18 protein-coding genes and 1 pseudogene are annotated in these 22,156 nt (G+C 65.0%); 16 read left to right on the forward strand and 3 right to left on the reverse strand.

The genetic code is table 11. From position 1 onward, the window contains the following. Nucleotides 1-339: 339 nt before the first annotated feature. The 4 genes from NYR97_RS14775 to pbpC all read left to right on the forward strand — a co-directional run bounded on the left by NYR97_RS14775 (nt 340) and on the right by pbpC (nt 7,590). The gene (locus tag NYR97_RS14775) at nt 340-3,033 is read left to right on the forward strand and encodes a TonB-dependent receptor (RefSeq protein WP_425613079.1); all 2,694 of its coding nucleotides are present in this window, start codon (nt 340-342) and stop codon (nt 3,031-3,033) included. Nucleotides 3,034-3,194: 161 nt separating this feature from the next. Then, nucleotides 3,195-4,142: a glycerophosphodiester phosphodiesterase family protein gene (locus NYR97_RS14780; protein ID WP_316694172.1), complete on the forward strand. Its 948-nt coding sequence runs from the start codon at nt 3,195-3,197 to the stop codon at nt 4,140-4,142. A 69-nt stretch (nt 4,143-4,211) separates the two neighbouring features. Then, nucleotides 4,212-5,054: a CPBP family glutamic-type intramembrane protease gene (locus NYR97_RS14785; protein ID WP_316694174.1), complete on the forward strand. Its 843-nt coding sequence runs from the start codon at nt 4,212-4,214 to the stop codon at nt 5,052-5,054. 112 nt (nt 5,055-5,166) lie between these two features. Then, nucleotides 5,167-7,590, forward strand: a complete 2,424-nt coding sequence (pbpC, locus tag NYR97_RS14790; protein WP_316698252.1) for a penicillin-binding protein 1C — start codon at nt 5,167-5,169, stop codon at nt 7,588-7,590. A 430-nt stretch (nt 7,591-8,020) separates the two neighbouring features. Here the strand turns inward: pbpC and NYR97_RS14795 are convergent, their stop codons facing one another. Both NYR97_RS14795 and NYR97_RS14800 read right to left on the reverse strand, forming a co-directional pair. After that, entirely contained in the window at nt 8,021-8,581 is a 561-nt protein-coding gene (locus tag NYR97_RS14795) for a ferritin-like domain-containing protein (protein WP_006451904.1), read from the reverse strand. A 42-nt stretch (nt 8,582-8,623) separates the two neighbouring features. Next, nucleotides 8,624-9,106: a peroxiredoxin gene (locus tag NYR97_RS14800; protein ID WP_316694179.1), complete on the reverse strand. Its 483-nt coding sequence runs from the start codon at nt 9,104-9,106 to the stop codon at nt 8,624-8,626. A gap of 159 nt (nt 9,107-9,265) precedes the next feature. Here NYR97_RS14800 and NYR97_RS14805 point away from each other — a divergent pair, with 159 nt between their 5' ends. The 10 genes from NYR97_RS14805 to NYR97_RS14850 all read left to right on the forward strand — a co-directional run bounded on the left by NYR97_RS14805 (nt 9,266) and on the right by NYR97_RS14850 (nt 19,982). After that, nucleotides 9,266-9,745: an Hsp20/alpha crystallin family protein gene (locus NYR97_RS14805; RefSeq protein WP_316694180.1), complete on the forward strand. Its 480-nt coding sequence runs from the start codon at nt 9,266-9,268 to the stop codon at nt 9,743-9,745. A 140-nt stretch (nt 9,746-9,885) separates the two neighbouring features. Next, entirely contained in the window at nt 9,886-10,782 is an 897-nt protein-coding gene (locus tag NYR97_RS14810; protein ID WP_205392160.1) for a DnaJ C-terminal domain-containing protein, read from the forward strand. A gap of 516 nt (nt 10,783-11,298) precedes the next feature. Continuing rightward, nucleotides 11,299-11,685, forward strand: coding sequence for a twitching motility response regulator PilH (pilH, locus tag NYR97_RS14815; protein ID WP_023902978.1), 387 nt, complete (start codon nt 11,299-11,301; stop codon nt 11,683-11,685). A 396-nt stretch (nt 11,686-12,081) separates the two neighbouring features. Beyond that, nucleotides 12,082-13,224 carry an FtsH protease activity modulator HflK gene (gene hflK, locus NYR97_RS14820; protein WP_316694186.1) on the forward strand — a complete coding sequence of 381 codons (1,143 nt, stop codon included), beginning with the start codon at nt 12,082-12,084 and terminating at the stop codon, nt 13,222-13,224. After that, on the forward strand, nt 13,221-14,084 hold the full coding sequence (gene hflC, locus NYR97_RS14825; protein WP_023902980.1) for a protease modulator HflC: 864 nt from the start codon (nt 13,221-13,223) through the stop codon (nt 14,082-14,084). The genes hflK and hflC overlap by 4 nt, the downstream gene beginning before the upstream one ends. A gap of 208 nt (nt 14,085-14,292) precedes the next feature. Then, on the forward strand, nt 14,293-14,478 hold the full coding sequence (locus NYR97_RS14830; protein ID WP_043907774.1) for a DUF2065 domain-containing protein: 186 nt from the start codon (nt 14,293-14,295) through the stop codon (nt 14,476-14,478). Between the two features lie 460 nt (nt 14,479-14,938). Further along, nucleotides 14,939-16,231, forward strand: coding sequence for an adenylosuccinate synthase (locus tag NYR97_RS14835; RefSeq protein ID WP_316694191.1), 1,293 nt, complete (start codon nt 14,939-14,941; stop codon nt 16,229-16,231). Nucleotides 16,232-16,405: 174 nt separating this feature from the next. Beyond that, nucleotides 16,406-19,069, forward strand: a complete 2,664-nt coding sequence (locus NYR97_RS14840; RefSeq protein WP_316694193.1) for a M1 family metallopeptidase — start codon at nt 16,406-16,408, stop codon at nt 19,067-19,069. A gap of 330 nt (nt 19,070-19,399) precedes the next feature. Beyond that, nucleotides 19,400-19,684 (forward strand): CopG family transcriptional regulator, encoded by a 285-nt coding sequence (locus NYR97_RS14845; RefSeq protein ID WP_316694195.1) that lies wholly within the window; start codon nt 19,400-19,402, stop codon nt 19,682-19,684. A 1-nt stretch (nt 19,685) separates the two neighbouring features. Then, a complete protein-coding gene (locus NYR97_RS14850) occupies nt 19,686-19,982 on the forward strand; it encodes a type II toxin-antitoxin system RelE/ParE family toxin (protein ID WP_168959491.1) in 297 nt (98 codons plus the stop codon). Between the two features lie 46 nt (nt 19,983-20,028). Here NYR97_RS14850 and bdcA read toward each other — a convergent pair. Next, nucleotides 20,029-20,743, reverse strand: a pseudogene (gene bdcA / locus NYR97_RS14855) (SDR family oxidoreductase). Between the two features lie 71 nt (nt 20,744-20,814). Between bdcA and NYR97_RS14860 the strand changes: the two are divergent. Further along, the gene (locus tag NYR97_RS14860; protein ID WP_316694203.1) at nt 20,815-21,411 is read left to right on the forward strand and encodes a TetR/AcrR family transcriptional regulator; all 597 of its coding nucleotides are present in this window, start codon (nt 20,815-20,817) and stop codon (nt 21,409-21,411) included. Nucleotides 21,412-21,541: 130 nt separating this feature from the next. Next, nucleotides 21,542-22,078: a MarR family transcriptional regulator gene (locus tag NYR97_RS14865; protein ID WP_316698253.1), complete on the forward strand. Its 537-nt coding sequence runs from the start codon at nt 21,542-21,544 to the stop codon at nt 22,076-22,078. Nucleotides 22,079-22,156 lie beyond the last annotated feature (78 nt).

Genomic DNA, 22,156 nt, shown 5'->3' on the forward strand with positions numbered 1-22,156 from the left:
GCATGCGCCAACGAGCGTGCAGCCATGCCGGCCGACGCCGCAGCTCAAACGTCTTCTGCAGCGATGGCTACGACCGCGAGCGCATCAGCGAGTGTAGTTGCACCTACACCTACACCTACACCTACACCTAGAGATGCAGCTACGGCTAACACTGACGAGGCAACCACGTCCGATGCTGAAGTTGCGACGGCAAAGCAACGTTCTCCATCGTCGCTGGATGCATCTACAGACTCCGTAGATCCTGCTGCATCGCCTTCATCGCCCACATCGGCACAAGGCGAAGTAACCAACGCCAACGCACCTGCCACTACCAAAACCGGTGTGCAAACCCTCGATGCTATGCAGGTCACCGGCGTGCGTCGTGCCAATGCCGCCGCAGTGGAAAGCAAGCGCGCAGCCACCAATATCACCGACGTCATCAGCGCCACCGATGTGCGCGCCTTGCCGGACAGTACCATCGTCGAAGCGCTGCGCCGTGTGCCTGGTTTGTCAGTGTTGCCGGCCACTGACAACGAGCATCCGCGCGACGAAGCGGCCACGCCGGTCTTGCGTGGCCTGGGCCCGTCGTACAACAACGTCACCATCGATGGGCTGACCATCGCGTCCCCCGGCACGCCCAACGGCACGCTCGGCTCGATCACCCGCGGCGTGCGTCTGGACTTGCTGCCGGCCTCGATGGTCAGCGAGTTGCAGGTGGTCAAAACCTTTACGCCGGATCTGGATCCCAACGCCACGGGCGGCGCGATCAACCTCAAGACGCGCAGCGCATTCGAAAATGGCGGCAAGCCGTTCTTCAGCGCCGAAGCCGCGCTCGGCCACGCCAACGATGTCGGCAAGCCGCGCGATCAGGACGACCCGGGGTATCGCGTGAACGCCACCGGCAGCCGCACCTTCGGTAGCGAGCAGCAATACGGCTTCACGCTGTCGGCCAACTACCAGACGCTGAGCAGCTACACCGAAACCCATATGACCACCGATACGGTGCACTACGGGTTCTACGACAACAACGGCGTGCTGCAGACCGGTGCCAACCTGGGCAATGGCTGGGCGGTGCCGCAGCAGGACAAGTATTGGTACGTGCAGAATCAGCGCGACCGTTATGGCGTCACCGGCAAGTTCGAGGTGCATCCCAGTGCTGCGCTGGAAGCGTATGCGACGGCCGGCTATTACTATTTCAAGGACAACATGCAGCGCAACGAGGTCCTCATCGACCCGCGCAACCGTGGCCAAGTGGTCAATCAGACCGCCACCTCCGGCAGCTATCCCGGTGGCGATATCGAGGTGGGTTACTCCAACCAGATCGTGACAACGCGCACCAAGGTGGCACAGTTGGGCACGATCTGGCGGCCCACCGATCGGCAGCAGTTTTCCGCGCGCGGTGCGTGGTCGGATGCCACCTACGACGAGCCGATCCGCATGATCAAGTACGCCACCGGCATCACCCGCGCCGCGCCCGTGCCGGTGGGCCAGACCGGCAGTGGCGTGACCATCAATGCCACGCCCAACTACGCGTTCAATTACGACACCTCCGGCTTCGACCAGCGCTTCGGGGTATCGCCGCAGGCCTACAACAACCTGGACAACTACAGCCTGTCGTACTGGCGCCCGGACTATAAACGCACTGCGGCCGATCGCATCCTCACCGGCCGGCTCGATTACGGCTTCAATCAGGGCGAAAGCGATCAAGGCATCGGTTTTGCGGCAGGCGTGTCGTACACCACCGACAAGCCGTCCTACGACATCTATCGCGTCGAATATCAGCCCAATACCAGTGCGCCGGCGTTCGGCCTGGCCGATGTGGCGGGCACCGGCAGGGCACCGATGCGCTATGCCGGCCTGAACCTGCTCACCATCGATCCGGACAAGGCCAATCGCGCGTTGGCTGCCACGCCGCTGAGCGCGTTCAACAGCACCGACCAGCAGGCTTTCAGCAATCAGGACAACTTCACCCATACCGAAAAAACTTTCGGCAGCTATGGCCTGGTCAGCTATCGCAGCGAGCGTTTCAACGTGCAGGGCGGCCTGCACTTCGATAGCACCAGGCTCAACACCGTCGGCCGCCAGCGGCAGCTCGACGCCGCCACCAATCGCTACGTGTATGTCGATAACCCGACCAATGCGGACTACGATTATCTGCTGCCCTCGGCGATCATGGCCTACCACCTGACCGATGCCTTGGACCTGCGCGCCGGTGCCAGCCGCACGCTGGGTCGCCCGCCGTACGATGCGTATGCAGCGCGCACCTCGATCGGCTTCGTCAACACCGCCGATGCCGGCAATCCGAACGCGCAAGGCGTCACCGTCACCATCGGCAACCCGGACATCAAGCCGCGCGTGTCCAATAACCTGGATCTGTCGCTGGAATGGCGTTTGCCCGGCGATTTCGATGCGTTCGCCTCCACCGCCGTGTTCGACAAGCGCATCCAGGACGAGATCTTTACGCTCTCGCGCACCGACAGCTTCACCTTCGACGGCACCACCTACGCCAACGCGCTGATCAGCACGCCGGCCAACGCCGCCAAGGCGCGCATCCGCGGGGTGGAATTCAACGGCATCGTCAATACCCTGGCGCCGATCGCGCCATGGCTGAGCGGTGTCGGCTTCAGCGCGAACTTCGCCGTGCTCGATGGCAGCCTGGATGTGCCCTACAGCGTCGGCAGCGGCAGCAACGTGAGCCAGCGCGAGCGCAAGCTCGACAACCTGGTCGGCCAGCCGGACTACACTGCCAATGCCACGCTGTTCTACAACACCGGCGGTCTGGAGTTGCGCGCGGCCTACAACCGTCAGGGCAAGGCCTTGCGCGCCATCGTCAGCAATATCGATTGGCAGGATCTGTACTGGTCGCCGCGCTCGCAACTCGACTTCACTGCAACCTATGCGATCAGCAAACAGCTCAGCCTGATCGGCCAGGTCAGCAACCTCACCCACAGCCGCATCACCAGCGTGACCGGTCCCGGACAGAATCTGCTCAAGGACAGTTACTCGGTGCCCACCACCTATTGGTTCGGTCTGCGCTTTACGCCGACGTTCTAGACGTGGCGAAGACGCGTCGCGAGCGGTCGTTAGGTGAGTACCGGCGCAGCGGTGGTCGTACAGCGCACGCGCACTAGCTGCCGCAGCGTGCATTACGCACTGGCCGCGCCGCCCGACGAAGCGCTGTCATCCTGTCAATCACATTCAAGCGGAGTTGTTCGATGACATTACGTTCTGTTGCCGCCCTCGCAGCGATGCTGTGCGTGGCGCTCGCCACCACTGCAAGCGTAGCGCCCACCGGTGTGACCGCGATCCAGGCCCGGCTGACCAATCCGAACGGCGGCATCGTGGTGGTGGCCCATCGCGGTTGCCACGCGCCAGCGCCGGAGCACGGTTTCAACGACACCGCGCCGGAAAACTCGCTGGCCGCGCTGGAACGTTGCATCGCCATCGGCGCCGACGTGATGGAAACCGATGTGCGCCGTGCCGCCGACGGCACCTTGGTGATGCTGCACGATGCCACCGTGGACCGCACCACCGATGGCACCGGCAAGCTCTCCGAGCTGACCTTGGCCGACCTGAGAAAACTGCGGCTGCGCAGCGACGAAGGTGGCGCGCAGGCACCGCTGACCAACCAACGTGTGGTCACGCTCGATCAGATGCTGGCCAAGTCCAAGGGCCACATCCTTCTCAACCTGGACGTCAAGGATGCGATCTACGTGCAGGTGGTCGACGCGGTCGTACGCGCCGGGATGCAGCATCAAGTGATCGTCAAGGCCGAAGCCGGCATCGCCACTGCGCCGCTGGCGGCGATGCTGCCGTTCGACAAGGTGTACTTCTTCCCGATCCTGATCAACGCGCATGGCAGTGCCGACCTGGCCGCGATTGCCACCGCGCAGACACGTAACGCGCATCCGGCCGCGTTCGAGTTGCCCAAGATGTCGGCAGCGCAGTTACCGGCATTGGTCGCCGTGAGCAAGGCGCACAACGTGCGGCTGATGGTCAACTCGCTGTGGGAAGGCTTTATCGCCGGTTACGGTGGCGACGCCGATGCCGAGCGCGACCCGGACAAGGTGTGGGGGCGCCTGTATCGCGATGGCGTCTCGATCATCCAGACCGATGCGCCGGAAGCCTTGCTGCGCTATCGCGCGACGCTGGAGAAGCGTTAAGCGCCGCGTTACCTCGCTGCACGCAGCAGGCTTGCGACGGATGCGCACTGTCGCCGCACAGCATGACCCATGGCACTGCGGGGACCCTGCCGCCGCCGCTATAGTCAGGCGTTGTTTGCACGCAAGGATGTCTGCATGCCGCTCGATACACGCCAGCGCAAATTCAGTCCGCATGTCGTCTGGTTGGTGGTGCTGCTGATCGCGTTGCAGGTACGCGACGTGGCCAAAGCGGTTGGTTTGCCTATCCCGAAAATTCCCGTGCCCTACGGCGGCGGGATTGCCGACAATCTGCTCAGCGTGGTGGTCGTGCTGGTCGCAGCGGCCTTGCTGCGTCCTGGTACGCCAGGCGGGATCGCAGCGCGTCTGGGGCTGCGTTGGAACGGCTTACGCGGCCCGGCGCTGACGCTGTTGGCCACACTGCCGTGCTGGCTTGGGCTGTGGACGCAATCCACCTCGGTGGGCACCGACGATCTGCTTGGCCTGCTGTGGCTGGCGCTGCTGTTTCCGCTGGCCGAAGAAATCGTCTTTCGTGGTTTCGGCTTCGTCTTTGCCTGCCGCGCGCTGGTCTGGCGTCCGGCGATCGCCGCGCTGGTGCAGGCCGTTGTGTTCGGCGGCGTGCATTGGCTGGGGGCAGGCGGGGGAGGCGGCGACGCGTTATTGATCTTCGCCATCACCGGCATCGGCGCGCTGCTGTTTGCCATTGTGGACGCGCAGGACGGTTACACGATCTGGAGCAGCTGGGTGCTGCATGTCTCGCTCAATGCGGCCTGGACGGTCTTTGCGGTGTCCGATTCGGCCGCCAGTGGCTGGCTCGGCATGGCATTGCGGCTATCTGCCGTATTCCTGGCGATGGGATTGCTGCGGCTGTTTGTACGGCCGCGTCGCACTGCGCCTGCGGAAGTCGTTGGCTAGCGCCTTTGTCCTCGCGCAGGGCGGCAACGCACACGTGAGCTGATCGCTCAACGCCACGGTTTGCTGCGCGCAAGAGTGGCCGAAATGTGTTTTGCCCTGCATGCTTCGCAAGATGGATGAGCAGCAGCAAGCGCAGGCGAGGACCGAGCGGACGCAGGAACGCGTCGCTGCCACCGATGATGTGGCTCAACGCGGCCACCGCCGCTGGTTGACGTGGCTGCGCTGGAGCGCAGTGGCGCTGTTGTCTGCCGTGCTGGTGCTGGACCTGGCCTTCCCGCTGCCGCTGCCCAAATCCCGTGACACTTCCACGCTGGTGGTCGCACGCGATGGCACGCCGTTGCGCGCGTTCGCCGATCGCAATGGCGTATGGCGCTATCCGGCCAGCCCGCAGAGCGTGTCGCCGCTGTATCTGCAGGCGCTGCTGAATTACGAAGACCGCTGGTTCTGGCGCCATCCGGGCGTCAATCCGTGGGGCCTGTTACGGGCCGGCGGGCAATGGATCGGGCAGGGGCGCATCGTCTCCGGTGGTTCGACGCTGACCATGCAGGTGGCGCGCATCCTGGATCCGCATACACGCACGCCGTGGGGCAAGGCCAAGCAGGTGTTACGCGCGCTGCAACTGGAAGCGCACCTGAGCAAGCGCGAGATTCTCACGTTGTATCTGGAGCGCGCGCCCTACGGTGGCACCATCGAAGGCGTGGAAGCGGCCAGTTGGGCCTACCTGGGCAAACCGGCCAAGGCCTTGTCGCAGGCCGAGGCCGCGTTGCTGGCGGTGCTGCCGCAATCGCCAAGCCGCCTGCGCCCGGATCGCCATCCGGAAGCTGCGCAACGTGCACGCGACAAGGTGCTCGATCGCATGGTGGAACTGGGCGTGTGGTCGCGCGCGCAGGTGGACGATGCGCGCATCGAACCGGTGGTCACGCGTTCGCTCAAACCGCCGTTGCATGCGGCCTTGCTCGCGCAGCGCTTGCACAGCGCGCAACCGCGTGCGGCGCGCATCGTCACCACGCTGGATGTGGAACTGCAGCGCACGCTGGAAGAACGTGTGGCTACATATTTTTCGCAATTGCCCGAGCGCACCTCGGCCGCCTTGCTGGTGGTGGACAATGCGACGATGGAAGCGCGTGCGTATGTGGGGTCGGCCAGCTTCGGCGATCGCAAGCGGCTGGGGCATGTGGACATGGTGCAAGCCTGGCGCTCGCCCGGTTCCACACTCAAGCCGTTTTTGTACGGCATGGCCCTGGACGATGGGTTGATCCATTCGGAAAGTCTGTTGGTGGATGCGCCGCAGAGCTTTGGCAGTTATCGGCCCGGCAATTTCGATGCGGCGTTCAATGGGCCGGTAAGCGCAGCGACGGCGTTGCGGCTGTCGTTGAACGTGCCGGCGGTGGATCTGCTCGATCGTATCGGCCCGGCGCGGTTTGCTGCGCGGCTGTCCAATGCCGGGATCGGTCTGCGGTTTGCACATGGCAGCACGCCGTCGCTTGCATTGATTCTGGGCGGCACCGGTGCGCAATTGCAGGAACTGGTGGGCGCATTTGCTGCGCTCAATCGCGGCGGGATTGCCGGGCACGTGCGCTACACGCCCGAGGATGCGCGCATCGAGCGCCGGCTGATGTCGCCGGGTGCGGCCTGGATCGTGCGCGAGATTTTGCAAAGCAATCCGCGCCCCGGGTATGGCAGCGGCACCTTCGACACCGCTGCGCGCCCGGGCGTGGCGTGGAAAACCGGCACCAGTTACGGCTACCGCGATGCGTGGGCGATCGGTGGCACGCGCCGTTACACGGTCGGGGTGTGGGTGGGGCGCCCGGATGGCACGCCGCTGCCGGGCCAGTACGGCGCAGTCACCGCGTTGCCGCTGATGTTCGAAGTCATCGATGCGTTGCCGCGCAGTGCCGGCGATAGCGCACCGGTGCCGATACCGGCCACTGTGCAGGCCTTGGAGATCTGCTGGCCGCTCGGCGGCGCGGCCGACCACACACCACCGGCGCAATGCGCGCGACGTGCCGAAGCGTACGCGCTCGACGGCGCAGTACCGCCCACCTTCGCCGAACGCGATGCGCGGTTATGGCAGAGCGGCCAGCTGCACTTCGATGTGGATGCGCGCAGCGGTCAGCGGCTGTCGCAAGAGTGCAGCCAGGCGCATCAGCGTGCGCCACGCACGTTGGCGCGTTGGCCGGCACTGGTCTCGCCCTGGCTCAGCGCGGCCGAACGCAGTGACGCGCAATTGCCGCCGCTCGCGCCGGACTGTCTGCCCGATGGGCGCATGACCGGTGGTGGCGTGTTGCGCATCGAGGGCCTGAGCGATCGCGCCACGTTGGCACGCGCCAACGCCACCGCACGCCCGGTGCGCTTGCAACTACGTGCATTAGGGAGCGACGCGCGCATCGATTGGTTGCTGGACGGCCGCTGGATTGCACAGACCAGTGGCCGGCAGGGATTTCAACGCGATTTTGAAGAAGTGGGCGCGCATACGTTGACGGCGATGGCTAGCGATGGCGCCTGGACGCAGGTGCGGTTTCGGGTATTGCGTTGAAGCAGAGATTCAGGAGCTGCTGGTCTGTGGTTTGGCTGCGGGGCCCTTGTCCGCCCACCGTCGCGGGACACGCCGCAAGTACGTCCGTGTAGGCTCTTACGCGGCATCCATGCCGCGTAAGGTCCCGCGACGGTGGGCGGGCAAGGACCAGTCAAGATGGTCGGTGTGCATGGTTTTCAATAAAACAGCCGGCAAACTTTCTGGTGCGGTGTCCTCGCCGCTTGCGGGACCGTGTGGCGGCATGGATGCCGCCACCGAGCCTCCACGGACGGATTCACGGCGTGTCCCGCAAGCGGCGAGGGCACCGCGCCCTCGACTAACCAGGCTTTTGACTTGAGCTTTCGACCTGAGCCTTTGACCGCACCCAAACGACGCTACGACGCGATATCAATGCAGGTTGCGGTGCACTGACGCATCAACCACCATCACCTCACTCGCCAATCCAGCCTTCCAGCATGTCGGCAAACTCGTCGGCATGCTCTTCTTCCTGCGCCAGGATGCTCTCGAGAATGCGCTTGGTGGTGGTGTCCTTGTCGCCGATGAAATCGATCATCTCGCGGTAGCTGTCGATGGCGATGCGTTCGGCGATCAGATTCTCGCGCACCATGTCGCGCAGGTCGGTACCTTCCTTGTATTCGGCGTGCGAGCGCTTGGTCAGCGTGTCCGGGTTGAGGTCCGGTTCGCCGCCCAGCTGCACGATGCGCTCGGCGAGTTTGTGCGCGTGCGCCTGCTCCTGCTGCGCGTGTTCAAGGAACTCGCCCTTGACCGCGTCGGCAAGCATGCCCTTGGCCATAAAGTAGTGGCGGTAGTAGCGCAGCGTGCACACGTATTCTGTGGCCAGTGCGGTGTTGAGCAGGTCGATCACCGCCTCGCGGTCGGCGTGGTAGCTCTCGGTGACGGCACCGTCTTCGATGCTCTGGCGTGCGCGGGTGCGCAAGGTGGCGGTGTCAGTGATACCCGCGGGGAGTTGCTTGGCTGGCTGGGTAGACATGGCTGGCCGTTTTCCTTCTGAGTGGGTGGGGGAATCAATGCATCAATCGGGCAGGTGCTGCAGCACGTAATCGGCTGCAGACACCTTGAATTCGCCGGGTTCTTCGACGAACAGGGCTTTCACCACCGCATCGTCGGCATACAGCGCGTAGCGACGCGAGCGCAGGCCCATGCCCGAGCCGCTGGCGTCGATTTCCAGGCCCAGCGCACGCGCCAGTTCGGCGTTGCCGTCTGGCAGCAGATGCAGGCCGTCGGGGATCAGCTGGCTGCGGCCCCAGGCCTGCATCACGAACGGGTCGTTGACGGCGGTGCACAGCACTTCGATGCCGCGTTTGCGGAACTGCTCGAAGTGCTCCACATAGCCCGGCAGGTGCTTGGCCGAACAGGTCGGGGTGAACGCGCCCGGCACCGCGAACAGCAGCACCTTGCGGTCTGCGAACAAGGTATGGGTGTCGACTGCTTCGATCCCCTCACGCAAGCGCTTGAGCACGATTTCGGGAATGCGGTCACCAACGTGGATGGTCATGCGGCGTGCTCCTGTGGCTGAACGAATTCTAGAAAAGGGCAAGGGAAAAGCGCGTCAACACGCTTGAAATCCGCAACGCGACGCCTATCTGACGCACATGGCCGGCGCAACGGCACGCCGCGGCAGCCGGCCCTTCACCCAACCTAATGGAGGCTCGCAATGAACATCGTTCGTTATCCACAGTGGCCCACCCACGCCCTGCAAAACGAAATCAAGCATGTGTTCGACCGCTTCTTCGAGCACAACGGCGACACCGACGAATCGGCAGTAGTGACCGCGCAATGGGTGCCGCGCGTGGACATCAAGGAAGAGCCCAACCACTTCGTGTTGTACGCCGATCTGCCCGGTATCGACCCGAGCCAGATCGAGGTGCAGATGGACAAGGGCATCCTGTCGATCAAGGGCGAGCGCAACAGCGAGTCCAGCACCGAGACCGAGCGTTTCTCGCGCATCGAGCGCCGCTACGGCAGCTTCCACCGTCGCTTCGCGCTGCCCGACAGCGCCGACCCGGACGGCATCACCGCGGCCGGACACAATGGCGTGCTGGAAATCCGCATTCCCAAGCGCCCGGCGGCCACCCCGCGCCGTATCCAGGTCGGTAACGGCGGCCAGGACGCCAGCGGCGGCACGGTGCAGTAAGGCGGCGAACCTGGAGCGAAGTCATCGGCTTCGCTCCCCGGCGGCGGCCGCACCGTAGAATAGGTGCGGTTGCCCGCCCGGCTGCGATATGACTGGCTCGTGGCCTCGGCTGCGGGCCGTTTTTTTCCAGAGGTGATTAGATGGAATTCAAGGATTACTACGCAACGCTGGGTGTCGAGCCGAGCGCGGGCGATGCGGAGATCAAGACGGCCTACCGCCGACTCGCACGCAAGTACCACCCCGACGTCAGCAAGGAAGCCGGCGCGGAAGACAAGTTCAAGGCGATCAACGAAGCCTACGAGGCGCTGCGCGACCCGCAAAAGCGCAAGGCCTACGACCAGCTCAAGGCGCAGGGTTTCCGCCCGGGCGACGAGTTCCAGGCCCCGCCCAACTACAACGGCGGGCAGGGCTACGAGTACGAGGAAGTGTTCGGCAACGGCGGCGCCGGCGGCGGCTTCAGCGATTTCTTCGAAAGCCTGTTCGCCGGCCAGCGCGGCGGCCGTCCGCGTGGCCCGGGTGCCGGGCCCGGTGCAGGCCCCGGCCCGCAAACGCGTGGCGACACCCGCGCCAAGCTGGCGGTGCCGCTGGAAGCGGTCTATGCAGGCGACAGCGTGCGCATCACCATCAACGGCAAGCAGCTGGACGTGCGCGTGCCCAAGGGCGTCCAGCCCGGCCAGGTGATCCGGCTGAGCGGGCAGGGCAATGGCGGCGGCAATCTGCTGCTGGAGATCGAATACGCCGCGCACCCGCAGTTCGAGGTGGACGGGCGCAACATCCTGTACACGTTGCAGGTCACGCCCTGGCAGGCCGCGCTGGGCACCACCATCAGCGTGCCGACCCTGGGCGGGTCGGTGGAGTTGAAGGTGCCGGCCGATTCGGACGCCGGTCGCAAGTTGCGCCTGCGTGGCCGCGGCTTGCCGGGCACCACCCCGGGCGACCAGATCGTGGAGCTGGAGATTCTTGCACCGGCGCCCACCGACGATGCGCAGAAGAAGGCGTACCGCAATCTGGCCAAGGCGTTCGGCGAGACGGTGTGAGTTCGACCAAAAAGCGCAAGCGGGATTGAACCCCTCTTCTTCCGGGGCGATAAGGCACTGCTGGCGCGCCAGTGGCGTGCATACATACCTTGGAGCATTCGCGCTGCTAGCGCGGGCCGGGTCGCGGAGCGGGGTTGGGGCGAGGGTTTGGTAGGCAAGCGATACATCAGCCAATGTCGATCTGCTCCATCGACTCCCAGCCGCACCCTCATCCGGCGCTGCGCGCCACCTTCTCCCGGCGGGAGAAGGGATCAAAGTCCATCTCCCGCCGGGAGAGGGGTTGAGGTGAGACTACGGTAAGAAAGCGAAGCATCAACCAACGTCCATCTGCGAGGTTGTTGAATCCAACTGTGCCCTATCTGACGTAGTACGCCAGCAGCGGCCCGCGACGAAAAACAACGTGCCGCCAAATCGCACATCGCAACAGCCTCACCAAGCATCCAGCGCCTGTCCTGGGCCCAGCTACCGAAAGCGCGGCCGGCGCACTACACTCGCCGCGCACACTAGGGGAAACACATGGCTCGCATTCTGATCGTCGACGACTCGCCGTCGCAGCTGCTGGGGATTCAGCGCATCGTCGAGAAGCTGGGGCACGAAACCATCACCGCAACCGATGGCGCTGCCGGCGTGGAAGCGGCCAAGTCCTCGCTGCCGGATCTGGTGTTGATGGATGTGGTCATGCCCAACCTCAATGGATTTCAGGCCACGCGCACGCTCAAACGCGAACCGACCACCCAGCACATTCCGGTGATTCTGGTGACCACCAAGGACCAGGACACCGACCGCATGTGGGGCATGCGCCAGGGCGCCCGCGCCTACATCACCAAGCCGTTCTCCGAAGACGAATTGCTGGAAGTGATGGAGCGTGTGTTCAACCAGAAAGACGAACCGCCGACTGCGTAAGTGCGTTGGCGCGATGCGAGCGAAGTTGGCGTCTTCGTTCCACGCGACCACACGCTAACGTGTCATCGCGGTACCCACGCGCCACCTCGCGTCGATGCCAAAGCCAGCTGTGCTGCTGTTGCCGTTCGGACATCGTTGCAGTACTGAAGCTTGGTCACCCTCTGCCAACTCCAGCGCGCACGCTCCGACGCTTGCCCCCAAATCGCGCCGACACCGTGCCCCGGGCCGCCCGCCACCCCCGCCACCGGCTTGATTCATCCCACCGGCTAAACCGCCGATGCATCAATTGGGGCCTTTCAAAACGGCGGGTCTGCCCCATCTAGTAGAATCATCGAATCACACAACACGGCGGCACTGCGGGACTGGCCCGCGCAGCCCCTCGATCATGGAGCGTGCATGGCCTGGAACACACCCGGCAACAAGGGCGGAGACGGCCCGGATCCCAACCGTCGCAGGTCCTGGGGCCCGCGCGGTGGTGGCAACGGTGGCGGTTGGGGCAATCTGCCCGCCCCGTTGAAAGAGCTGTTCGATGGCGGCGTGTGGCGCTGGATTCTGGTCGCGGTGGTGCTGATGGTGCTGTTCTCCAGCTTCCAGCTCATCGGCGAGCAGCAGCGTGGCGTGGTGCTGCGCTTCGGCCAGTTCTCGCGCATCCTCCAGCCCGGCCCCAACTTCAAGCTGCCGTGGCCGGTCGAGTCGGTGCGCAAGGTCAACGCCACCGAGATCAAGACCTTCAGCAATCAGGTGCCGGTGCTGACCCGCGACGAGAACATCGTCAACGTCTCGCTCAACGTGCAGTACCAGATCAGCGACCCGCGCAAGTATCTGTTCGGTTCGCGCAATGCCGATCTGGTGCTGGAGCAGGCTGCGCAAAGTGCGGTGCGTGAGCAGGTCGGTCGTTCCGACCTCAATACCGTGCTCAACAATCGCGGCCCGCTGGCCATTGCGTCCAAGGACCGTCTGCAGGCGGCGCTCGACGCTTACAACACCGGTCTGTCGGTGACCGGCGTGACACTGCCGGATGCGCGCCCGCCGGAAGAAGTGAAGCCGGCCTTCGACGAGGTCAACGGTGCCCAGCAGGTACGCGAGCGCCTGATCAACGAAGCCCAGGCCTACGCCGCCAAGGTGGTGCCCGAAGCCCGCGGTCAGGGTGCACGCACCCGCACCGGCGCCGAAGGCTACAAGCAGGCCACCGTCTCCAAGGCCGAGGGCGACGCCGATCGCTTCACCTTGTTGCAGGAGCAGTACGCCAATGCCCCCGAGGTCACGCGCAAGCGCCTGTGGCTGGAAACCGTGCAGAAGGTGCTGTCGGAGAACCGCAAGGTGATCGGCAGCGATGGCCGCCAGGTGATCTACGTGCCGCTGCCGGCCGATGCCAACAAGCCTGCCAACAACAGCGGCACTGCGGGCAACAGCGGCCTGCCGTCGATGGTGCCGCAGGATGTGCTGTTGAACCCGCCGCAAAGCAGCGGCAGCAGCGAGGGCATCCGCAATCCGGAGCGCGGCCCGCGCCCGACCGGCCGTGAAGGAACCGAACAATGAAAAATTCGCTAGTCATCGGCCTGATCGTCGCCGTGCTGCTGGCCCTGATGGGCTCGGTATTCGTGGTCCGCGAAGACCAGACCGCGATGGTCCTCAACCTGGGCCGTGTAGTGCGGGCCGACCTCAAGCCCGGCCTGCACTTCAAGCTCCCGGTGGTGGAGTCGGTACGCGTGTTCGATCGCCGCTTCCAGGTGCTGGACACCGCCCCGGCGCGCTACTTCACCGCCGAGCAGAAAGACGTGAGCGTGGACTTCTTCGCCATCGGCTACATCTCCGATGTGCGGGCGTTCTACCGCGCCACCGGTGGTGAGGAGTCGGTTGCCAATTCGCGCCTGGCCCCGATCATCACCGACTCGCTGCGCAACCAGATCAACTCGCGCACCTTGCAGCAGCTGGTCTCCGGCGACCGCAGCGAATTGATCGCCAACCAGCTTAAGGGCATCAACGGTGCCATCAAGGGCTTGGGCATGCAGATCACCGACCTGCGCATCAAGCAGATCGACCTGCCGACCGACAGCCAGGTGATCACCGACGTCTACGAGCGCATGCGCGCCCAGCGCAAGCAGGAAGCCAGCAAGCTGCGCGCCGAAGGCGAAGAACAGGCCCTGACCATCCGCGCCCAGGCCGACCGCGAGTCCACCGTGATCGTGGCCGACGCCGAACGCGATGCGCAGAAGCTGCGCGGCGAAGGCGACGCCGACGCCGCCCGCATCTACGGCCAGGCCGGCTCCAAGGATCCGTCGTTCTACGCGTTTTACCGCAGCCTGGAGGCCTACCGCGGCTCCATGACCGACGGCAACGGCGTGGTGGTGCTGGACAAGAACGACCCGTTCCTGCAGTACCTCAAGAGCGATCGTTGATCGCTCTGCCTTGAACCGACAATGCCCGCGTAATGCGGGCGTTGTTGTATGTGCCACTTGCTGTCGAGCAGGCATGCGCGCGCGTCAACCGGTGGAGCGCGCCCGGGCGCGACCGCCTTACTGGGAATGCCCGTCGCGCCCAGGTGCGCTCCTACGACGCGGGACTTGTCGGGCACACTGCATCTCCCACGTTGCGATGGTGTTGGTGATGCAAGAGTTCCTGTCCGCGTTATGCCTGATCGCCGTCATCGAAGGCCTGCTGCTGTTTGCCGTGCCCGCCGCCTGGAAACGCATGGTCGAGCAACTGTTCAGCCTGCCCACCGCCCAACTGCGCGCCATTGGCGGCGTGACCTTGGTGCTGGGCGCGATCGCGCTGTGGATCGTGCGCCACTAAGAGCGGCTACCAAACGTAGCGAGCGCCCGCCTGGCGGCCGCGCAGTAGTTTTTTAGCCACTCTACTAAGTTGGCAGTCCATCATCGGCTGCGACAGAAGCGGGCAAGAAAGCGGCGATCGGCAACAGGAACAGCGGATGGCAGCCCACCAGCAGGATTGGTCCGCTGGGGCTCTCAGCGAGTTTGAAGCACCCGGCGGGCACGCAGCGCGCCCCAATCTGACCAATCCCGGAGCGGCCGCTCGCCAGGGGTAGTGCCCGCCACCGGAAACCCGGATAATGCACAAAAGCCGGCCGGGCACGCTCCAACCAGAGCACCTCGTTCGGCTTTTTCCGTGTCAGGGCTTTCGCGCCACGGCAACGCTCCCCGATGGAGCCGCGCGCAACGTGTCGCCGCCAGCCTTGCGTCGGTCCCATCCCGCGGCCCCGATGGCCGCAGCAAAACTCAGGAGTTCACCCGTCATGGGTCAGTCAGTTGTCGTGCTCGGTGCCCAGTGGGGCGATGAAGGCAAAGGCAAGATCGTCGATCTGCTCACCGAAGAGATCGGTGCAGTCGTCCGCTTCCAGGGCGGCCATAACGCCGGCCACACCCTGGTCATCAACGGCAAGAAGACCGTCTTGCATCTGATCCCCTCCGGCATCCTGCGCGACGACGCGCTGTGCCTGATCGGCAATGGCGTGGTGATCTCCCCGGCCGCGCTGATCAAGGAAATCGGCGAGCTGGAGTCGGCCGGTGTGGAAGTGCGTTCGCGCCTGAAGATCTCCCCGGCCGCGCCGCTGATCATGCCGTATCACATCGCCCTGGATCAGGCCCGCGAGAAGGCCGCCGGCGGCAAGGCCATCGGCACCACCGGCCGCGGGATCGGCCCGGCGTACGAAGACAAGGTCGCCCGCCGCGGGATCCGCATCGCCGACCTGCACTACCCGCCGCAGCTGGAAGAGCTGCTGCGCACCGCGCTGGATTACCACAACTTCGTGCTGACCAAGTACCTGGGCGTGGACGCGGTGGATTTCCAGAAGACCTTCGACGAAGCGCTGGCCTTCGGCGAGTACGTGCAGCCGATGAAGTCGGACGTGGCCGGCATCCTGCACGACCTGCGCAAGCAGGGTAAGCGCGTGATGTTCGAAGGCGCGCAGGGCGCGTTGCTGGATATCGACCACGGCACCTACCCGTACGTCACCAGCTCCAACACCACCGTGGGCGGCGCACTGGCCGGCACCGGCGTGGGCGCTGACGCCATCGACTACGTGCTCGGCATCGCCAAGGCCTACGCCACGCGCGTGGGCGGCGGCCCGTTCCCGACCGAGCTGGACGATGAAGTAGGCCAGGGCATCCGCGACCGCGGTGCCGAATACGGCGCCTCCACCGGCCGCCCGCGTCGTTGCGGCTGGATGGACATCGTTGCGCTCAAGCGTGCAGTGGCCATTAACGGCATCTCCGGCCTGTGCATCACCAAGCTCGACGTGCTCGACGGCATGGAAAAGCTCAAGGTCTGCATCGCCTACGAATACCGCGGCAAGCGCACCGAGTACGCACCGCTGGACGCGCAGGGCTGGGAAGAGTGCACCCCCGTGTACCTGGAGTTCCCGGGCTGGACCGAGAACACCCACGGCATCACCGAGTGGGACAAGCTGCCCGTGGCCGCCCGCGCCTACCTGCGCGCGCTGGAAGAACTGGCCGGCTGCCCGATCAGCATCGTCTCCACCGGCCCGGATCGTGACCACACAATGGTGCTGCAGGATCCGTTCGCCTGATCGCTTGACGCCAATCGCGGCATCGTCCAACGGCCCGGCTTGTCCGGGCCGTTGGCGTTTGAGGATTGCTGAGATTTGGCATGACTTTTGGCGGTGCCTGCGTGCACTGTTCCGGCGGATCATCCGCGGTCTGGCGCCGTTGCGTGCCCACTTTGCCCCCATCGAGAATTTTCCATGCGTCTTCCCCTGGTGACCGCCATCGCACTGGCCCTGGTCGGTACAAGTCCGGCTGCCTCCGTCTTCGCAGCCGCGCCCGTGCCGCCGAGCGCCGACGCCGCGTCCGTCACCACCCAGTTGCCGCGCACGGCCAAGCCCACGCATTACGCAGTGGAGATCACTCCGCACGCCGACAAGATGCGCTTCGACGGCAAGGTCGCCATCGACATCAGCGTGCTGCAGCCCACCGACCGCATCGTGTTGCAGGCTGCCAACCTGAGCTTGGCGCGTGGCACGCTCACGCAAAAAGGCGGCAAGCCGCAAACGGCCAAGATCAGCACCGATGCCGATGCGCAGACCGCCACGTTCGCGTTCGGCAAGCCGCTGGCAGCGGGCGAGTACGTGCTGTCCATCGATTACAGCGGCGTGATCAACACGCAGGCCAACGGCTTGTTCGCGCTGGATTACACCACTGCGCAAGGTGCGCGCCGCGCGTTGTTCACCCAGTTCGAAAACTCCGATGCGCGCCGCTTCATTCCTTCCTGGGACGAGCCCAACTTCAAGGCCACTTTCGACCTGGCGATCAATGCGCCGGCCGGGCAGATGGCGGTGAGCAACATGCCAGTGGCCTCGTCGCGGCCGGGCGCAAACGGGCGCACCCGCATCGCGTTCCAGACCTCGCCCAAGATGTCCACGTACCTGCTGTTCGTCAGCGTGGGCGATTTCGAACGCGCCACCGTCAAGGCAGACAATGGCACCGAGATCGGTGTCATCGCGCAGAAGGGCAAGGTGGACCAGGCGCAATTCGCGCTGGAATCCGGCCGCGATGTCTTGCACGAGTACAACGACTACTTCGGCATCCCATACCCGCTGCCCAAGCTGGACAACATCGCCGCGCCCGGGCGCAGCCAGTTCTTCAGCGCCATGGAAAACTGGGGTGCGATCTTCACCTTCGAATACTCGTTGTTGCTGGATCCGGCGGTGTCCAACATCGATACCAAGCAAGGCGTGTTCACCGTCGCCGCGCACGAGATCGCGCACCAGTGGTTCGGCAATCTGGTGACCATGGCGTGGTGGGACGACTTGTGGCTCAACGAAGGCTTCGCCAACTGGATGGAAGCGCGCACCACGGCAAAACTGCATCCGGAATGGGACATCGACAAGACCGGCCCGGCCAAGAAGAGCCGCTTGGCCATGCGGCGCGATGCGTATGTGACCACCCACCCGGTGGTGCAGCACGTGGCCACCGTGGAGCAGGCCAGCCAGGCCTTCGACGCCATTACCTACGCCAAGGGCGAGGCGGTGATTGCCATGCTGGAAGACTACGTCGGCTCGGATCACTGGCGCGACGGCGTGCGCAGTTACATCAAGCAGCATCAGTACGGCAATGCGGTGACCGACCAGTTGTGGCAGCAGATCGACGCCGTGGCCCCGGGCAAGCAATTCACCCAGGTGGCACACGATTTCACCCTGCAGCCAGGCGTGCCGTTAATCAAGGCCAGCACCCGCTGCGTGGGTGGCCAGACCGCGGTGACGCTGGAGCAGGGCGAGCTCACGCTGGACCGCCCCGACAAGCAGCCGTTGCGCTGGCACGTGCCGGTGGTCGTGCGTAGCGGCGACGCCACGCCGGTGCGCGTGCTGGTAGACGGCACCGCCCAGGTGCAGGTGCCGGGCTGCAACGCAGCGGTGGTGGTCAACGCCGGGCAAAAGGGCTACTTCCGCACCTTGTATGCGCCCGCACAGTTCAAGGCGCTGATCAGCAGGTTTGGCGCGCTACCGGTGGTGGACCAGTTGGGCGTGTTGAACGACACCGACGCACTGGCCGACGCGGGCCTGCAGACACAGGCCGATGTCTTGGATCTCACCGCACAGGTGGCAGTCGGCGCATCGCCCGACGTCTGGGACATGGTGGCCAGCATCTACGATGGTGTGGATGGCAGCTTCGAGCATGACCCGGTTGGGCGTGCCGCGTGGCGTGCCTATGCCGTGCCGCGGCTGTCGGCCGAATTCGCAACCCTGGGCTGGGACAACCGCGATGGCGACTCGGCGCAGATCCAGCAGTTGCGTACCCGCCTGATCGCCAGCCTCAGCGACATGGGAGATGCCGCAGTGATCGCCGAGGCGCGCCGGCGCTTTGCCGCCTTCCAGGCCACTCCCGCATCGCTGTCGCCGGAGCTGCGCGACAGCGTGCTGGGCGCGGTTGCGCGCAATGCCGACACTGCCACCTGGGACGCCTTGCATGCCTTGGCCAAGCAGGAAACCTCCTCGATGGTGCGCGACACCTATTACGATTTCCTCTCCATGCCCATCGACGAGGCGCTGGCCAAGCGCGCGCTGGCACTGGCGTTGACGCCAGAGCCGGGCGCCACCACTGGCGCAAGCATGATCGACCGGGTCGCCTCCCAGCATCCGGAGCTTGCCTTCGATTTCGCCGTGGCGCATCGCACGCAGGTGGACACCCTGGTGGACTCCACCTCGCGTGCCCGCTACTACCCCGGCCTGGGCATGGACTCGGCAGAGCTTGCCATCGCCGACAGGATCAAGGCCTATGCCGAGCAGTACATCGCGCCAACCTCGCGGCAGGCCGCAGACAACGCCATCAACACGATCCAGACGCGGGTGAAGCTGCGGGAGGCGTCGCTGCCGCAGATCAAGGCGTGGTTGAAACAGCGCAAACGCTGAGCGTTGCAGTCATCGCAGCACAGGAAACAGCCCGGCCTTGCCGGGCTTTTCCTTGCCGCGCCGGCAGTCACCGGGAGGTGGGGAGCGAGGCGTGCTTGCAAAAGCAGAAGGGGGTGAGGAGACCCTGACTCGCACGCCTGGTTGCAGTGCTTTAGGTGCTCCACGCTGTCAGTGCAGTGCCTCGGTCCGCCCTGGGGGAGGGGCGTAGGCGCCCGCCCGGACGCGGTCGCTTTCGAGCGGGCCGGCAACCGGCATGCGGTGTAGATGCAAGGTGCTGTGACACAGCTGTGCTACATTTGCACGTACGAAATGCACAAGCTTGAGGATTTCATGAGCACCACAACCATCCGTCTTTCAGACGAACTCAAGATGCGCGTTGCTGCAGCGGCGAAGCGGGGCGGCACGACGGCACATAGTTTCATCCTGGAAGCGATCGCCGAAAAGGCGGAATCGGTCGAGCGTCGTGCCGATTTCGATGCGGTTGCCGAGCAGCGTTATGCCGGCATTGTCGCGTCCGGGAAAACCATCGCCTGGGACGACATGCGTGGCTATCTGGAAAAGCGCATGGCCGGCGAACCGGCAAAGCGTCCCACGGCCCGCAAACTAGCCCGGTAGCATGGCGCGTATCGAACTGGCACCGGAGGTTGCACAGGATCTTGAGCGGATCTTCGACCACCTCCAGCGCCATGAGGCCGCACATGTCGCAGCACGCCTGCACGAGATCATTGCGGCAATCGATGTGCTGGAAACCAATCCGCTGATCGGCCGGCCGGCTGGCGGCGACAAGCGCGAACTGGTGATCGGTCGCGGCGCGCACGGCTATCTGGCGCTGTATTGCCATGTCGCGCAGATCGACACGGTGTTTGTGCTGGCCGTTCGCTCGCAACGTGAGGCGGGCTTTGCGGGGCCGTGATGTCCGCAGTTCCCTCATCGCCGTAGCCAATGCAGACGCCGCCGCGTCATGCTCCAAACGCACCATCGATCGTATGCATCGCGCCGGTGACAAAGCTCGCTTCCGGGCCAGCCAGCCAGGCCACCATGCCGGCCACTTCGTCGGCACGGCCGTGGCGTTTGATCGCCATGAAGCTGTGCATCAGCTCTTTCATCGGCCCGTTTTCCGGGTTGGCGTCGGTATCGATCGGGCCCGGTTGCACCACGTTGATGGTGATGCCACGCGGCCCGAAGTCGCGGGCCAGCCCGCGTGCCAGCCCTTGCAGCGCGGATTTGCTCAGCGCGTAGGACGCCATGCCGGGCAGCGGCATGCGGTCGCCGTTGACCGAGCCGATCACGATGATCCGCCCCCCGGGGCGGCATCTGCCGCGCGGCCTCCACGGCGGCGTGGTAGGGCGCGTGCACGTTGATGCGGAACAGCCGGTCCACCGCGTCCGGATCCTGGTCCAGCGCATCGCCGAACAAGGCGATGCCGGAGTTGATCACCAGCACATCCAGCGGCCCGCTGCGTCGCACCGTGTCGATGACCGCATCGCGGTCGGCGCTGTCGGCCAGCACCGCGGTGCTGCCGGTGTCACCGGCCAGGCGCTGCGCCGCCTCTGCAGAACCGGCGTAGGTAAACGTCACCCGCGCGCCCTCGGCCACGAAGCGCCGCACGATGGCGGCCCCAATCCCCCGGCTGCCACCAAGCACCAACACCGACTTGTCTTTGAACGTGGACATGCACCCACCTCGCAATTAATGTAGCGAGCAATACATAATAGATTTCGTCTGCCGTCAATAATTTTGTAACAATGACTACAGAAACCTCCCGGGCCCGCGGCCGGCCACGGGCGTTCGACCCGGATCAAGCGGTCGCCACGGCGCAGCAGCTGTTCCATGCGCGCGGCTACGACGCACTGAGCGTGGCCGACCTTACCCAGGCGCTGGGCATCAACCCGCCGAGTTTCTATGCCGCCTTCGGCAGCAAGGCCGGCCTGTATGCGCGCATCCTCGACCGCTACGCGCAGACCGGTGCCATCCCGCTGCCGCAGATTCTGGACGCCAACCGCCCGCTGGCCGACGCGCTGGCCGACGTACTGGAGCAGGCCGCCCGCTGCTACGCCGCAGACCCCATCGCCACCGGTTGCCTGGTGCTGGAAGGCACGCGCAGCAACGACGCCCAGGCGCGCGAGGCGGCCTGCGGCTTCCATGTCGCAGCCCAGGAGTTGATCCGCTCCCACATCGCCAAGCAGTGCCCGCACGACGCAGACCGGCTGGCGGATTTCGTCAGCACCACCATGGCCGGGCTGTCCGCCAGTGCCCGGCATGGGCAGAGCCTGGAGCGTCTGCTGGCGAGTGCGCGGCTGGCGGGGGAGGCGCTTTGGTTGGCGCTGCGGGGAATTGGGTGAGCGTGTCTGGCTTCTGCCGTTGAGCGGTAGACCTCATTTAGGTCAGAGCGTGCAGCAAAGACTGTTTGCAAAAACAGCTTGTTCGCCGGATATTCCATATTCCGGAATATGGAATAAGGCGGGCTTGGCTGTGGAACTGAAGCCGCAGGATCTGGTGGTGCTGTACAAGCAGGTCGCCCAACCGGGCCAGGCCTGGACCTATGCCTCCCTTGGAGAAGCGCTGGGCATGAGCGCCTCTCAGGTGCATCGCAGCGTCAAGCGCGCGGTGGCCTCCGGCTTGGCGCTGGAAAAAAGTCGCGGCGAGTGGGAGACGGTGCGCACGGCGCTGCACGAGTTTGCGGTCCACGGCGTGCGCTATGCCTTTCCCGCCGTGATCGGGCCGCCAAAGCGTGGCATTCCTACGGCCTTTGGTGCGCCGCCATTGTCCATTGCGATTGCCAGCTCCCCAGGGGATGCACCGGTGTGGCCAAGCGCGCAGGGCACAGCCAAAGGCCCCAGCTTGTCGCCGTTGTCGGCCGGTGCGCCCAACGCTGCGCTGGCAGACCCTGCCTTGCACCAACTGCTGGCGCTGCAGGACGCCCTGCGCAACGGGCGTGCCCGCGAGCGCACGCTGGCAGCGAGCTATCTCAAGCAATTGCTGAGGCTTGGCGATGCGGCTGGGTCGTAGCTCTGGTTCTTTGGTCAGAACCAGCACCACCTGTAGTCAGCAGCTAAAATGCTCCGCATGACCATGCTCTATGTCCAA

This window comes from Xanthomonas hydrangeae, assembly GCF_032697525.1.
Taxonomy (GTDB): Bacteria; Pseudomonadota; Gammaproteobacteria; order Xanthomonadales; family Xanthomonadaceae; genus Xanthomonas; species Xanthomonas hydrangeae.